Here is a 14,821-nt window from a genome sequence, read left to right as displayed (position 1 = left end):
TCATCCGACCGATTCGCCCATATGTCCAGGGGACCGCACACGTGAGCATCGCCACTCGCATCCGTTACCTACGGTCGCGTAGGTACGATGCGGGAATGACTGCTGCCGCCGACGCGCCCGAGCCAGCCGGGCTGGAAACAGCCGAGTCCGACACCGTCCCGGTGAAACCACGGATGCGTGGCTGGCTGCACGCCGGGATGTTTCCCGCCGTGATCGTCGCCGGGATCGTGCTGATCGCGCTGACGGACAGCGTCCGCGGCCGGATCGCCTGCGGCATCTACATCCTGACCGCGTGCCTGCTGTTCGGCGTGAGCGCGCTGTACCACCGCGGTACGTGGGGTCCGCGCGGCGAGGCGGTGCTCCGCCGGCTCGACCACGCGAATATTTTCCTGATCATCGCGGGCACCTACACCCCGCTGACCCTGCTCCTGCTCCCCGAGTCGACCGGGACACCACTCCTGTGGGCGGTCTGGGCGGCGGCGGTCGCGGGCATCGCCTTCCGGGTGTTCTGGGTCGGCGCACCGCGCTGGCTCTACACGCCCTGCTACATAGCGATGGGCTGGGCGGCGGTCTTCTTCCTGCCGGACTTCATGCGGACCGGCGGGATCGCGGTACTGGTGCTGGTCGTCGTCGGCGGGCTGCTCTACAGCGCGGGCGGTGTCATCTACGGCATCAAGCGGCCCAACCCGTCACCGCGCTGGTTCGGCTTCCACGAGGTCTTCCACTCGCTGACCCTGGCGGCCTTCGTCGTGCACTACGTCGGCATCTCGCTGGTGGCCTACAACCACAACTGAGCACCGCCTTGCGTCCCTGATCTCCGCCCTCCGAGTGGCCGCGGCTTTCGAAGCCGCGGCCACTCGGCGTGCACGGGCCCGGCGATGCCCGACAATGACGACCATGGCCGCCACCTCCCGTACCCGTTCCGTTTCCGCCCCCGGGACGCCACCCCGGCCGGGGCTGCGCGAGCGGAAGAAGCTCAGGACCAGGATCGCGATCCGCCGGGCGACGTACCGGCTGATCGCCGAGCAGGGGTACGACGCGACGACCATCGAGCAGATCGCGGAGGCGGCCGAGGTGTCCGCGAGCACCGTCTTCCGGTACTTCGCGGCCAAGGAGGACATCGTCCTCACCGACGAGTACGACCCGCTCATGGAGGCCGAACTACGCAGCCGGCCCGCCGACGAACCGCCGCTGGAGTCGCTGCGGTTCATCCTGGCCAAGGCTCTGACGGCGTCCGTCGGGAGCGAGGAGATGCGGGAGCGCACCCGGCTGATGGTGGAGGTCCCCGCCGTCCGGGCGCGGATGACGGAGACCATGTCGGACACGGCGAAGACGCTCGCCCGGGTACTCGCCGACCGCAGCGGCCGCAGCCCGGACGACCTGGAGGTCCGGCTGTTCGTCGCGACGGTGCTGGGGGCGCTGCGCGAGGTGACGCTGTACTGGGGCGAGCACGGCCAGGAGGGCGACCTGGCGGCGCTGATCGACCAGGCCCTGGACACGCTCGAGGACGGCCTGACGCTGTAGCGCCGGACCTCTGCCGACCGCCGCGGGCGCCGCCCTGCGCCGCAAGCCCCGTCCCTGCCCCGCCCTCAGTCGGCGGACACCCCCGCGCCCAGACTCAGCGCCAGCACGTCCGCCTCCGTCGTCGGTGCGTCGCACACGAAGTGTCTGCATACGTACGCCGTCGGCGCACCGCCCACTATCGGCCGGTCCGCCAGCAGTGGGAACTCCGCACCGGCCGTCTCCCCCGCCGCCACCACCGCGCCCGGTGCCCGGCCCAGCAGGGCCGTGCGGTGCAGTTCGCCGCCGACCGGGCCGGCTACCGCGACCTCGCGCGGGCCGTCGAGGAACGCCTCCGCGACCGCGAGGCCCCAGCCGATGAACCGCGGAACCCGCGGGCCGAGCGCCCTCACCACGCCCAACGCGCCCTCCGCGGCGGTGCGATGGGCCTCGGAGCCGGTGTACGCGGCGTACGAGAGCAGCGCGCCTGCCGCCGCCGTCCAGCCGGCCGGGGTCGCACTGTCGGTGGGGTCCTGCGGGCGGCGGATCAGCTGCTCGGCGTCGTCCGCCGTGTCGTACAGCCGGCCGCCCTCGCCAGTGAAGTGCTGGAGCACGATGTCGAGCAGGAAGCCGGCGAACTCCAGCCAGACGCCCTCGCCGGTGACCGCGGCCAGGGCGAGGAAGCCCTCCGCGACATCGCCGTAGTCCTCCAGGACCCCGGCGTTCGCGCCGGTCCGCCCGTCCTTCGACGTACGGGCCAGCCGGGCGACGTCGCCCATGTGGACCCGTACCAGCAGATCCGCCGCCTCGGTGGCGCGCTCGACCAGGTCGGGCCGGTCGAAGTACGCCCCCGTCTCGGCGAGCGCGGCGATCGCCAGGCCGTTCCAGGCGGCTACCACCTTGTCGTCCCGCCCGGGGCGCGGGCGCAGTTCACGGGCGGCCAGCAGCTTGGCCCGTACGTCGGCGGCCCGGTCCGCGTCCACCGCGGCGCCCGTCCGCGCGAGCCGGAGGACCGAGGAGCCCTCCTCGAACGTACCCTCCTGCGTCACCCCGAAATACTCCGCGGCGAAGGCCGCGTCCTGATCGCCGAGGACCTCCCGCAGTTGCTCGGGCGTCCACACGTAGTACGCGCCCTCGACGTGCTTCCCGGCCCCGTCCTCGCTGTCGGCGTCGAGCGCGGAGGCGAAGCCGCCCTGTGCCGTGCGCAGCTCGCGCACCATGAAGTCGGCGGTCTCCAGGGCGACCCGGCGGGCCAGTTCCGAGCCCGTGGAGCGCCACAGGTGCGCGTACGCCCGGCAGAGCAGCGCATTGTCGTAGAGCATCTTCTCGAAGTGGGGTACCAAAGGTCCACCAGCCCTCGGCGTGAGTACGTACCGGTGGAACCCGCCTCCCACCTGGTCGTACAGGCTCGAACGAGCCATCGCGCCGCACAGCCCCTCTGCCATCTCCAGCGCCGCCACGGAACCGGCACGCACATGGTGGCGCAACAGGAACTCGACCACCATCGACGGCGGGAACTTGGTGTCTCCCTTGAACCAGCCGCTCGCGGGGTCGATGTCCCGGGTCAGTTGGAGGAGCGCCAGGGTCTGGGTCTCGTCGGTGGGCACCCCTGCGGACTCGATACTCAGCTCCCGCCCGGCAAGGTCCCTGGTGATCTTCGCGGCGACTTCGCCCACCTCGTCGCGTCGACTCGTCCACGCGCTGTGGACGCCTTCGAGTACCTGCCGGAAGGACGGCATCCCATGGCGGGGCTCCGGCGGGAAGTACGTGCCGAAGTAGAACGGCTCCCCGTCCGGCGTCATGAAGACGGACATCGGCCAGCCGCCCTGCCCCGTGGCGGCCTGCACGGCCTCCATGTAGACGGCGTCCACGTCGGGCCGCTCCTCACGGTCCACCTTGACGGACACGAAGTGCTCGTTCATGTACGCGGCGGTGTCGTCGTCCTCGAAGGACTCGTGCGCCATGACGTGACACCAGTAAACCGCTGGAAGCATAAGTGGCAGGACGCATAGCCCACACTCAAGAAAATGGGCACGTCCCGCCGCTTAGCTTCATTCATCGCCTCCTCTCCCCATGGCCACCAATCCACCGGATTGGAAGCGTGCTGGAGCAGGTAGGGCGACTGCGAGTTGGCCAGTCGATTCATACCGGCATCGTCGCACGATCCGGTCCGTCCAGCCCGCAGCTTCCGCGGGACGGACCAGAAGCAAGGGCTTGCCACTCCGACCGAGGAGACCGGGCCGAGCCGTCCTGACCTGCGCGGCAGGCCCGCCGACCTCGCTGCCCGGAGGAATTTGCCCGCTTGCACCCGGTGGACATCCACAGACGAGCCGGAGCCACGGCCCATGCCTGGCTCGTCGCCGTTACCGACGGCAAGACGTTTTGCTCGTATCATCCCGCTTCCACATCGGTCGTGGCCGATGTGGAAGCGGGGATATCAACCGGGTTCGCCGAGCGATCCCTCGGACCGGAAGAACTGGCCGCCCTCGGGGACGCCCAGCATCGATCTCGCTGCCAGTTGGAGGCCGGACTCGGCCAGGGTGAGGAGTCGGCTGAGTCGGTGTAGCTCCCACGCGTGAAGAGCCTGGGCGGGGAGTTCCTGGGAGGGTGTCCAGTCGCGCAGGGCGGCTGCCAGGCCGGCGGCGTCACCGAAGGCCTTGGACGTTCCCGAGGCGGTGTGCGGGCGGACCGTGCCGGCGGCATCGCCGATCAGCGCGGCGTGATCGGCGACCATGCGGCGAGGGGGCAGGTCGAACACCGGCTGCATGAAGACGTCGGAGAGCCGGACCAGTTCGGCGAACTGCGGCGGAAGCGAGGTATCTGCTTCAGCGATGATCTGGTCCGCTGTCTCGGGAGGCAACTCTCCCGGCGGGAGGAAGTACGTGAACTGCTTCCCGGTGCGACCCGTCAGGAGGTGCGGCAGGTCCGACTCTTCAACGTTGACGTACCAGACCCAGTTGACGCGCCGCGAGCCTTCCTCCCTCTCCCCGTTGGCTCCGGGGACCAGGTAGCACAGCATCTGCATTCCACTCGCCCCGAAGAAGGTGAACCGACCGGACAGCAGGTCCAGCAGGTGGTCCGGTAGCGCGGATTCGGGTTCCAGACCGCGCCAGGCCACATAACCGGCGTAGGTCGGTTGGGAGGTGGCGTCGAGCAGTCTGCGCGTCATCGAGCCGATGCCGTCGGCGCCGACCAGGAAGTTCCCCTGTGCTGTGTAGCCGTCGGTGAATGCGGCGGTCACCTCGGCTCCGTCCACCCGTACGGTGCGCAGCGAACTGTCCAGGCGGTAGCACACCGGGGCGAGCGGTTCTCGCAGCGCGCGGTAGAGGGTGTCCCAGGCGGTCATCAGCTGGGGAGCTCGGTACAACGCGGCCCTACCGTCGGTATGGAGTTGCTGGCGTTCGTGCAGTTCGACGCTCACGGACGACGCGGAGACGCCCAGGCGCGTCAGGAGTGCCTCGACCTCGGGCTGCATGACGATCCCCGCGCCGCGCGCCTGCGTGCGGCCCGTCGACCGCTCGTAGACCGCGACGTCGGCGTCGATGGCCCGCAGTTCGTGTGCGACTGCCAGGCCTCCGACCGATCCGCCGACGATCAGCGCCTTGAACGCTCCGTTCCCGGACATCGTGCGCCTCAGGCCCGGGACTCGATGCCCAGGAACCGGCGGCCGTTCGCTTCGAGCGTCGCGGTGTCGAGGCCGTTGTCCAGGAGGAAGCGGACGGGGTCCGGTTGTGCCATGTCGAAGGGGTAGTCGCTCCCGCACAGAATCCGGTCCCGCGCGGCATGAGCTGCCAGGAGCCCGAGTACTTCGGGGTCGTGCGTGATCGTGTCGAAGTACAGCCTGGTGAACACCTCGGCGGGCGGGCGGGCACTCCCCCGGCGTACGTCCGCCCGCGCATGCCATCCGTGTTCCCACCGGCCGACCAGCGACGGTGCGCAACCGCCGCCGTGAACGAAGCAGATCCGCAGGTCCGGCAGTTCCTCCATGGCACCGCTCAGGATCAGCGATGCCACGGCTGTCGTGGTCTCCACCAGGTTGCCGATCAGGTTGGCCAGGTAGTGGTCCTTCCATTCGGGCCTCGGCAACTGCATGGGGTGCACGAGGACAGCAAGACCTGTGTCGGCGGCGGCAGCCAGTACCTCCCGCATGACGCCTTCACCGTAGGACTGCCCTTGGACGAGGGGAGGGACGGCGACGCCGGCGACGCCGCCCATCGCCGTCAACCGGGTCATCTCGCGGTGGGCGGCATCCACGTTGTCCACGCGGGTCAGTCCGAGCCCGACCAGGATGCCGTCGGTGGAGGAGACGGCTTCGGCGAGCCGGTCGTTGTAGGCCTTGATGTAGTCGTCCGCCTCGGACGGCACGTGGACGGGGAAAGCGAAGGGAGGCGCCGAGACAGCGCGTGCCCCGAGACCCGCCTTCAGCGTGTCGGCGACGAGCACGTCGATGTCGGTCATCGCCGTGGTGGCGAGGAACAGCGGGTTGTCCCCCAGATACAACTCCCCGTCGCGGTCGCTCATGCCGCCCAGGGGGGACCCCGGTGGGAGGGAGAGCAGTTCCCGGGGCAGCCAGTGTGCGTGGACGTCGATGACTCCGGCACGGACGCTTCCCGTTACAGCCATTTCCACTCCTCAACACCGCCGGGATCGGCACGAGAACAGGATCAGGTCACGGACTCCTGCTGTTCCCGCGCTGCCCGCATGATCGCGCGACGGATGGGTTCGTAGCCGGTGCACCGGCATACGTTGGATCCGACGATGTGATCCACACGCTCGGGGTGATCCGCCAGGGCGGGCTCGGCTTCCAGTGCCCCGGCGGCCACCATCAGGAATCCGGGCGTGCAGAAGCCGCACTGCAGCGCGTGTTCGGCGGAAAAGGCCCGCTGCAGCGCGCTGGGCTCGCCGTCCGGGCCGGTCAGTCCCTCCACGGTCCGTACAGAGCTGCCGTCGCACTGCACGGCCAGCATCAGGCAGGAGCGGACCGCCTCACCGTCCACCAGCACCGTGCAGGCCCCGCAGACACCGTGCTCGCATCCCAGATGCGTGCCGGTCAGCCGACAGTCCTCCCGCAGTACGTCCGCGAGGATGCGCCGAGGCTCCACGTCGAGGGGGAACTCCTCGCCGTTCACGGTGAGGGTGATCTTCATTGGCTGTCTCCCTTGAGCTCACCGACGCGCGAACGGTGGTCGTTCGCCGCCTGGCACAGCGTTCTGGCGAGGACGACGGCGATGGCGTGCCGACGGTATTCGAGGTCGGCGTACGGCTCGGCGATCGGGGCGGCGTCGTGCTCCGCAGCGATCCGGCCGGCACGGGCGAACGGATGTTCCTCGGGCAACAGGTAACCGTCCATCGGGGGTCCGACCTCCACGCCCGCCAGGGCCTGCTCCGCCGCGTGCGCCCGCAGCGGCCGGTCGGCGCAGTTGACCAGCCCGATTCTCGCCTCGACAATCACCCCGTCGCGTACCGTGAGCGCCGCCGAGGAGGCCACCTGCGCGAAGCAGAAGTGCGTGCGCCGGTGCTCGATGAAGCCGACGCCGACGTCGTCGCCGAGCAGCGGGTACCGCACAGAGGTGATGAGCTCTCGCGGCTGGCGGGCGGTCTTGAGCGGACCGTGGAAGTAGTCGCGGGCCGCGACGGTACGAGCGCCTTCGGGTCCTCGCAGTCGGATGTCGGCGTCCAAGGCCATGGCGATGGCGCACCACTCGGACGCGGGATGTCCCCAGCCGAAGCTGCCCACCATCGTTCCCCGCGACCGGATCGGCGGGTGGGCGATGTTGACGACGGCAAGGGAGAACAACGAGCCGAGGGGGCCTGGCACGGCCCGCGCGGACTCGAAGGCCTGATGCCTGATCAGGGCGCCGACCTGCAGTGTGTTGTCGACGACCCGCATGTCGTCGAGTTCCGGGATGCGGTTGATGTCGACGACCAGGTCGGGGCGGATGCGTTCCAGGTGCATCTCCAGGAGCAGGCTCTGGCCACCGGCCAGGACCTGGGCCCTGCGCTCCCCGTCCCCCAGGGCGTCGACGGCCTCGGACACCGTGCGGGGCACCACGTAGTCGAACGCGGCGGGCTTCACCGGGTCTCCTCCAGTTTCGGGGCTCGGGCCGCGCGCCAGACCACGTCCGGTGTGAGCGGCATCTGCAGCAGGTCGGGGTCGGCCGGCCGGAGCGCGTCGACCACGGCGTTGACGATCGCCGCCGGCAGGCCGATGCAGCCCGACTCCCCGGCGCCCTTGGCGCCCAGGGGCGAACTGGGACTCGGGGTGCAGGTGTCCTTGACCTCGATGGGCGGTACCTCGGTGAACGTGGGCAGCAGATAGTCCAGGAGTCCGTTGCCCAGTAGGGGCGTGCCGGCCTCGTCGTAGGGGATCGCCTCGTAGAGCGCCTGGCCGATGCCCTGGAGGGCGGAGCCGAAGGCTTGTGCGCGCACGATCTCCGGATTGAGGACCACTCCGCAGTCGTCGACAGTGACGATCTTCAGTAGTTTCACGGTGCCCAGTTCCGGGTCGACCTCGGCAACGGCCACATGGGTACCGAACGGGAACGCCATTCCCGTCTCGAACCGGTCCTCCACCCGCAGCGGCCCGGTGTTCTTCACCAGTTCGCCCACGTCCATGACCGATCCGTTGGTGGTGGCTTGCACGGTGCCGTCTGACCATTCCACCTGATCCACTGGCAGCTCCCACAGCCCCGCGGCCCTCTTCCGGGCCTCTTCGATGAGCAGCTGGGAGGCGTGCTGGAGCAGCGCGCCGGCCACCTGGGCCGTGCGGCTGGCGAAGGACCCCAGTCCCTCGGGCTGCTCGGCAGTGTCTCCCTCGATCAGCCGAACGCGGTGCTCGTCGACACAGAGGAACTTCGCGACCAGCGCGGGGAAGACCGTCTCGTGGCTCTGGCCACTGGATGCCGCGCCCAACCGGACAGTGATGGTGCCGTCCTCGGCGACCTCGATGCTGCCGAACTCGTGCAACCCGCCCGGTTCGCCGCCGGAACGCTCCACGTAGCAGGAGATACCGATACCCAGAGGCTTGGCGGTCGGGTCCGTTCGGCGCCGGGCCTGTTCGGTACGCCACGTGTCGTACCCGATGGTCTCCAAGGCCAGGTCAAGCGCACGGGCGTATTCACCGCTGTCGTACTGCCGGCCGGTGGGCGTTTCATAGGGGAAGCTCTCGGGCGGGATGAAGTTACGCCGCCGCAGCTCCGCCGGGTCGATGCCCAGCCGCCGTGCCAGCGTGTCCATGGACCGCTCCAGGGCGATCACCGCCTCGGGGCGGCCGGCGCCCCGGTAGGGGTAGGTCAGCATGGTGTTGGTGAGGATCGAGCGGAGGGTCGCGTGGACCTGAGGAGTGACATAGGGGCCAGTTGCCATCCACGCGGTCTGCATCGGCAGGCCCACACCGAGGTGCGGATAGGCGCCGACATCGGCATCGATGTGCAACTCGTAGGCCAGTAGGCGGCCCTCGGCATCCGCGGCGAGCCGGGCGTGCTGGTCCTGGCCACGGCCTCGCGTCGCCACCATCATCGATTCCAGCCGGTCCTCGATCCACCGGACGGGCCGCTGCAGTTGGACGGCCAGGAAGGCCACGACGACGAACTCCGGGAAGGAGGCGCTCTTGGAGCCGAACGCGCCGCCCGTGTCCGGGACCACCACGCGCACCTGTTCCTGCGACCAGCCCAGCAGCGCGGCCAGTTCACGGCGTAGCCGGTGCGGCATCTGGTGCCCCGACCACACCGTCAAACGGTCCTTCTCGGGGATGGCGAGGATCGTCCTGCACTCCATCGGCATGGGCATGAGCAGGTTCTGGCGGTATCGGCCCTCCACCACGGCCGCGGCCTGCTGCCACACGCCGTCGTCGATCGGCTGCCCGGCCTCCCCTTGAAGGGCGATGTTGCTCAACCCCTCGAAAAGGCGGACGAGGTCCTTCGCCGCGGCTGCGGGCGTCACCATTGCGGGCAGCGGGTCGACCTGGAAGGTGACCTCTGCTGCTCCGTCCTCGGCCTGGTAGCGGTCCTCGCCGAGGACGACCGCGACCGCCTCGCCGGCGTACCGCACGCGGTCCTTCACCAGCGCCGGCCACTCGCGGCCGACCACCGCCTCGTCCGAGGACAGCTTGGCGAGCACGGTGTGCGGCACTGGCGGCAGGTCCTGCAAGATGGCGGCCGAGTGTGCACACGGCGGCATACCTGTGAGATCTGTGGCGGCCCAGGCCCCCACCACCCCGGGAACCTCCCGTGCCGCACCGCAGTCCACCGCTCGCAGCGTGCCGTGTCCGACTTTACTTCTCACGAACACGGCATCGAGACATCCCGGCACTTCAATATCGGCGACATACCGGCCGTTCCCCGTGAGCAGCCTCTGGTCCTCGCGCCGTGCCCACTGATCCACCATTACTCCCCTGCACTTGTGCGCTTGAGATCTCGCGGGCACCAACCGTGGACGGCTCCACTTCGCAGGCGCTCTGCAGGCACTCGCGCCACCATTGGGGGGTAAACCATATGAAATAGCACCTCACGTGATGATTAACCTTAATCACCGATGAAAGAGCGCGCGCGTTGAGCGATGAGCCGGGCGTGTCACTTGGGACGGCTCACCGTTCGTTCACCCGTAGAGTTCGCGGAACTAATGCCTCCCCTGTATGGAGGCCCTTCCGCCGGTTCAGCAGCGCCTGACCGACATCGCTCGTCGGACGCGGTGACGAACCACGCCGCCGGGGCCCCGATAGCGCAACAGACCATTCGTGTTCTCGTTGGTGCCGCGCGCTGCCAGGGACGGTGCGGGTCGGCGAAGTAGTGCGGTTCCTGACGTTGGTGAGGGTCGCTCAGGCAAGGTGCGCAAGGCCGACGTCGTAGGCAAAGATGACGGCCTGAACGCGGTCGCGGGCATGGATCTTGGTGAGGATGCGGCTGACATGCGATTTCACGGTGGATTCCGCCAGGTGGAGCTGGTTGGCGATCTCCTGGTTGCTGCGGCCCGCTGCGATGCAGCGTAGGACTTCGCGTTCTCGATCGGTGAGGCCGGCAAGCCGTTGTCGCTGCCCGTGGGTGAGTTCGAGCGGGGTTGATGGCGGCCGGTGCGGTGAGTGGTGTGCGGTGAAGGCGCTGATGAGCTTGTGGGTGAGGCTGGGGGAGATGACGGAGTCTCCGGCTGCCACGGCGCGGATGCCCACGACGAGTTCGTCGGGTCGGGCGTCTTTGAGGAAGAAGCCCGCGGCGCCGGCACACAGGGCTTCGTAGGCGTATTCGTCGAGGTCGAATGTGGTCAGGACGAGCACGCGGGAGCGTCCGCCGGATTCTGCGATGCGACGGGTGGCTTCGATGCCGTCCATGCCGGGCATCCGCACGTCCATCAGGACGACGTCGGGTCGCAGTTCGGCGGTCAGGCGGACGGCGTCCCGGCCCTGGGCGGCTTCGCCGACGACGGCCATGTCGGGTTGTGCTTCGAGCAGCATGCGAAAGCCGAGGCGTTGGAGTGTTTGGTCGTCGGCGATGAGGACGGTGGTCATGGGGACGGGTCCTTCGGGGCGGTTGTGGGCAGGGAGCGGTGCGGGGTCAGGACCGTGTGGAGCCTCCAGCCGCCGCTGTGGGTGGGGCCTGCGGTGAGGTGGCCTTGGTAGAGGGCGGCGCGTTCACGGATACCGAGCAGGCCCCGGCCTTCGCCGTTCGCCGGGCGGTGGGAGGGAGCGGTGCGCGGGGGGCCAGTGTCTTCGACCGTGACGTCGACTCTGTCTGCCCCGGCGGTCAGGGTGACGGTGACGGTGGTGTCCGGGGCGGCGTGTTTGATGGTGTTGGTGAGCGCTTCCTGGACGATGCGGTAGACCGTCAGCTGCACGCCGGAACTCAGGCTTGCCAGGCTGCCGCTCGTTTGCCGTGCCACGGTGGGTCCGGCGGCTCCGACCCGCTCCATCAGTGCATCGAGGTCGGCCAGCCCCGGTTGGGGGGCGAGCGGATGGCCTTCTGTGGGGGCGGGCTCCGGGTCGACGACGATGAGCAGGCGCCGCAGTTCGGCCAGGGCATCGCGACCGCTGTCGGCGATGATGCCCAGTGCGTTGGCTGATCGTTCGGGCCGGGTTGCTGCCAGGGCTGCGGCTCCGTCGGCGAGTCCGACGATGACAGCCAGGGTGTGGCCGAGGACGTCATGCATCTCGCGGGAGACCCGTGCGCGTTCCTGGGCGGCGGCGAGGCGGGTCTGCTGTTCGCGTTCGCTCTCCAGGGCGACGATGTACGCCTTGGCCAGGCGCCCGGTGAGGGCGAGTCCGGCGCAGGCGGTGACGGCCAGCATGGCCAGGAGCGTCATCATTTCGGGGCGCTTGGCGTGTTGGAGATGGCCGCTGCCCCAGAAGACCGTGGCCCACACGGCCAGATGGGCCGCCGTCACAGTGGAGGCGACGGCCAGCTGCCGCGGAGTGCCGTAGCGGCCGACGTTGTACAGCGCGACGACGCGGGCGGCGTCGGCTCCGTTGAGTACCCCCAGTGGCAGTGCGGCCAGGGAGACGGCGGTGGCAAGGGTGAACACGAGCACGGGCCGCTGCTCGCGCCATACCAGTGGCAGCGTGAGCGCGAGCGTGAGCGCGAGCTCGACGGGCAGGTGGGAGCGGTTGCCGGAGGCGAGGACGGCCGGAAGGCCGAGCAGGACACACATGACCGGCACGCCCCAGCGGCGCAGCCGGGGACGGGTTTCATCAGCCATGCGCCAGGCGGCCAGGCCTTTGATGATGGAGACGGTGACCCGCTGGGTCGGATCTTCTGTCAGGGCTTGGGGCAGCCGTGCGGCGACGGCTGCGGGTGCCGTTTCGGGTCGGGCCACTGGGATGCTGTGCCTTTCGGGCTCCGGTCCTTGAGGAAACCGCCCGCCGGCCCCGGGGGATGTGGGTCGGCGGGCGGGAACAGCGGGGCGCGCGATGGCGCCGCCGACAGCGGGCCGGGGTCGGCTCTACCGGCGTGCGGAGGCCACTGGCTCGGGATCGCCGGCTGCCGGGCCGGTGGCGTGGTCGCCGGTAGCCAGAGCGTGACGCAGCTTCTCGCCTTCGACGTCGACGTTGGGCAGGACCCGGTCGAGCCACTTCGGCAGGCTCCAGGCGCGGTGCCCGAGCAGGGTCATCACGGCCGGGACGATCGTCATCCGTACGACGAAGGCGTCGAACAGGACCGCAGTGGCCAGGCCCATGCCGATCGACTTGACCAGGGCGACGTCGTCGAGGAGGAACCCGGCGAAGACGGAGATCATGACGATCGCCGCTGCGGTGACCACGCGCGCCCCATGACGGAAGCCCGCGGTGATCGCCTCGGTGGGGGTGGCGCCGTGGACGTACTCCTCGCGCATGCGGGAGACGAGGAACACCTCGTAATCCATGGCGAGGCCGAAGACCACGCCGATCAGCAGGATCGGCAGCAGGCTGACGATGGGCGCGGTCTGGTCGATGCCGAAGAGATCCTTCAGCCATCCCCACTGGAACACCGCCACCAGGACCCCGAGGGTGGCGACCACGCTGAGCAGGAAGCCGAGGGCGGCCTTGAGCGGCACCAAGATCGAGCGGAAGACCAGCATGAGCAGGATGAGTGCCAGTCCGACGACGATCGCCAGGTAGGGGACCATGGCGTCGCCGAGCTTGTCGGAGACGTCGATGTTGACGGCGGTGGTTCCGGTGACCATCAGCTGTGCGCCGCTGTCCTTTTCCAGTTCGGCGCTGCGTTCGCGGATGTGGGCGACGAGGTCGACGGTGGCCTGGCTGGTGGGTGCGCTTTCCGGGACGGCGGTGACCAGAGCGACGTCGCCGGCCTTGTTGAAGACGGCCGGACGCACGATGGCGATATCGTCCAGCCTGTCCAGCAGGCCCGTGGTGTTCTCGGCCGCGGCCTGGGGATCGTGGCTCGCGCGGGCGTCCACCACCACGATGAGGGGGCCGCTGAAGCCGGGCCCGAAGCCGTTGCTGAGGGTGTCGTAGGCGACGCGCTGGGTGCTGTCCGGGGCGGCCATGCTGTCGTCGGGCAGTGTCAGCCGCAACGACGCCGCCGGGATGGCCAGGACCCCCAGGCCGATCACGGAGGCCAGAAGCATCTGCCACGGATGACGGGTGACGAACCGCCCCCAGCGCACACCCATCGTGTCGGCCTGGCCGCGCTCGGCCCGGCGCACACGACGCGAGGTGAGGCGCCCGTGGGCCACCCGTGACCCGGTGAAACCCAGCGTGGCCGGCAGCAGAGTGAGCGCGATCAGGACCGCGATGGCGATCGCGAAGGCGGCGGCCAGGCCCATAGTGGTGAGCATCTGGATACCGATGACGCTCAGTCCCGCCAGCGCGATGATCACTGTGAGCCCGGCGAAGACCACCGCCGAGCCCGCCGTGCCCAGCGCCCGCCCCACGGCCTCCTCCGGCTGATGCCCCTCCCGCAGTTCGCTGCGGTAACGGGAGACGATGAACAGGGCGTAGTCGATGGCGACCGCCAGCCCCAGCATCAGCGCCAGCGTGGAGGCGTTGGAGGCCATATCGGTGACGGAGGACGCGATGGTGATCGCGCAGAGCGCGACACCGACACCGGCGATGGCGGTCAGCAGCGGCAGACCGGCCGCGATCATCGAGCCGAATGTGATCACCAGTGCCAGGGCCGCAACCACCAGGCCGATCAACTCCGTGGCCCGACTCTCGCCGTCGTCCTGGGCCGCGTTGCCGCCCAGGCTCACCGTCAGCCCGGCCTGCTCGCCCCGCCGCGCAATCTCCTTCAGGGTGTCGGAGGCACCCGCGGTGATGTCGGCCGACGGCACGGCGTAGGTGACCTGGGCGTAAGCAATGGTGCCTGATGTGCTGACCATTCCGCCGGTGAAGGGATCGATCACCGCCGCCACCTGCGGCGCCTTCTTCAGATCGGCCACCACGGCTTCGACGCCGGCCTTGTGAGCGGCTGAGGCGAGCTTGTTCCCGTCTGTGCTCTCGAAGACGACACGGGCGGTGGCACCGGAGGCGGACGCTTGCGGGAACTCCTTCTCCAGCAGGTCCAGAGCCTGCTGGGACTGTGTCCCGGGCAGAGTGAAGTTGTCGGTCGTACTGCCGGAGACGCTGCCGGCACCGGCCACGGCGGCAACAAGCACGGCGATCCATATCAGCAGCACGAGCCGGCGCCGCCGGAAAGCCGTCCGGCCCAGCCGGTAGAGGAAGGTGGCCACGAAAAGGTACTCCCATGAGGAGAAGAAGACGTTCGGTCACGGGCCGATGCGAGCCCGGAGCCTCAACGTAGAGAACGGGGAAAGCCGTCGGCAGCTACCACCGGACGCAATGCCGGCACCGGGCGGTACCGCAGTACCGGTGATTCGGTACGGCGGTACCGGATCC

10 protein-coding genes and 1 pseudogene are annotated in these 14,821 nt (G+C 69.4%); 2 read left to right on the top strand and 9 right to left on the bottom strand.

Features of this window, described 5'->3' with window-relative positions:
* Positions 1 to 95: 95 nt before the first annotated feature.
* Positions 96 to 794 carry a PAQR family membrane homeostasis protein TrhA gene (gene trhA, locus OG507_RS25730; RefSeq protein ID WP_327369535.1) on the top strand — a complete coding sequence of 233 codons (699 nt, stop codon included), beginning with the start codon at positions 96 to 98 and terminating at the stop codon, positions 792 to 794.
* 103 nt (positions 795 to 897) lie between these two features.
* Positions 898 to 1,524: a TetR/AcrR family transcriptional regulator gene (locus tag OG507_RS25725; protein ID WP_327369534.1), complete on the top strand. Its 627-nt coding sequence runs from the start codon at positions 898 to 900 to the stop codon at positions 1,522 to 1,524.
* 65 nt (positions 1,525 to 1,589) lie between these two features.
* Here the strand turns inward: OG507_RS25725 and OG507_RS25720 are convergent.
* From OG507_RS25720 to OG507_RS25680, 9 genes and pseudogenes are all read right to left on the bottom strand, one after another.
* Positions 1,590 to 3,646, bottom strand: a pseudogene (locus OG507_RS25720) (thioredoxin domain-containing protein).
* 291 nt (positions 3,647 to 3,937) lie between these two features.
* On the bottom strand, positions 3,938 to 5,125 hold the full coding sequence (locus tag OG507_RS25715; protein WP_327369533.1) for an FAD binding domain-containing protein: 1,188 nt from the start codon (positions 5,123 to 5,125) through the stop codon (positions 3,938 to 3,940).
* A gap of 8 nt (positions 5,126 to 5,133) precedes the next feature.
* Positions 5,134 to 6,123: an amidohydrolase family protein gene (locus OG507_RS25710; protein WP_327369532.1), complete on the bottom strand. Its 990-nt coding sequence runs from the start codon at positions 6,121 to 6,123 to the stop codon at positions 5,134 to 5,136.
* A 41-nt stretch (positions 6,124 to 6,164) separates the two neighbouring features.
* A complete protein-coding gene (locus OG507_RS25705; RefSeq protein WP_327369531.1) occupies positions 6,165 to 6,647 on the bottom strand; it encodes a (2Fe-2S)-binding protein in 483 nt (160 codons plus the stop codon).
* Entirely contained in the window at positions 6,644 to 7,576 is a 933-nt protein-coding gene (locus OG507_RS25700) for an FAD binding domain-containing protein (protein WP_327369530.1), read from the bottom strand. Before OG507_RS25700 ends, OG507_RS25705 begins: the two co-directional genes overlap by 4 nt.
* Positions 7,573 to 9,885, bottom strand: coding sequence for a xanthine dehydrogenase family protein molybdopterin-binding subunit (locus tag OG507_RS25695; protein ID WP_327369529.1), 2,313 nt, complete (start codon positions 9,883 to 9,885; stop codon positions 7,573 to 7,575). The genes OG507_RS25700 and OG507_RS25695 overlap by 4 nt, the downstream gene beginning before the upstream one ends.
* Positions 9,886 to 10,315: 430 nt before the next feature.
* Positions 10,316 to 10,999: a response regulator transcription factor gene (locus tag OG507_RS25690; protein WP_327369528.1), complete on the bottom strand. Its 684-nt coding sequence runs from the start codon at positions 10,997 to 10,999 to the stop codon at positions 10,316 to 10,318.
* On the bottom strand, positions 10,996 to 12,300 hold the full coding sequence (locus OG507_RS25685; protein WP_327369527.1) for a sensor histidine kinase: 1,305 nt from the start codon (positions 12,298 to 12,300) through the stop codon (positions 10,996 to 10,998). The genes OG507_RS25690 and OG507_RS25685 overlap by 4 nt, the downstream gene beginning before the upstream one ends.
* A gap of 126 nt (positions 12,301 to 12,426) precedes the next feature.
* Positions 12,427 to 14,655: an MMPL family transporter gene (locus OG507_RS25680; RefSeq protein WP_327369526.1), complete on the bottom strand. Its 2,229-nt coding sequence runs from the start codon at positions 14,653 to 14,655 to the stop codon at positions 12,427 to 12,429.
* Positions 14,656 to 14,821: the final 166 nt, after the last annotated feature.

This window comes from Streptomyces sp. NBC_01217, assembly GCF_035994185.1.
In the GTDB taxonomy this organism is placed as follows: Bacteria; Actinomycetota; Actinomycetes; order Streptomycetales; family Streptomycetaceae; genus Streptomyces.
The sequence above is the reverse complement of the archived record's forward strand: the minus strand, read 5'-3'. Positions and strand labels throughout refer to the sequence as shown.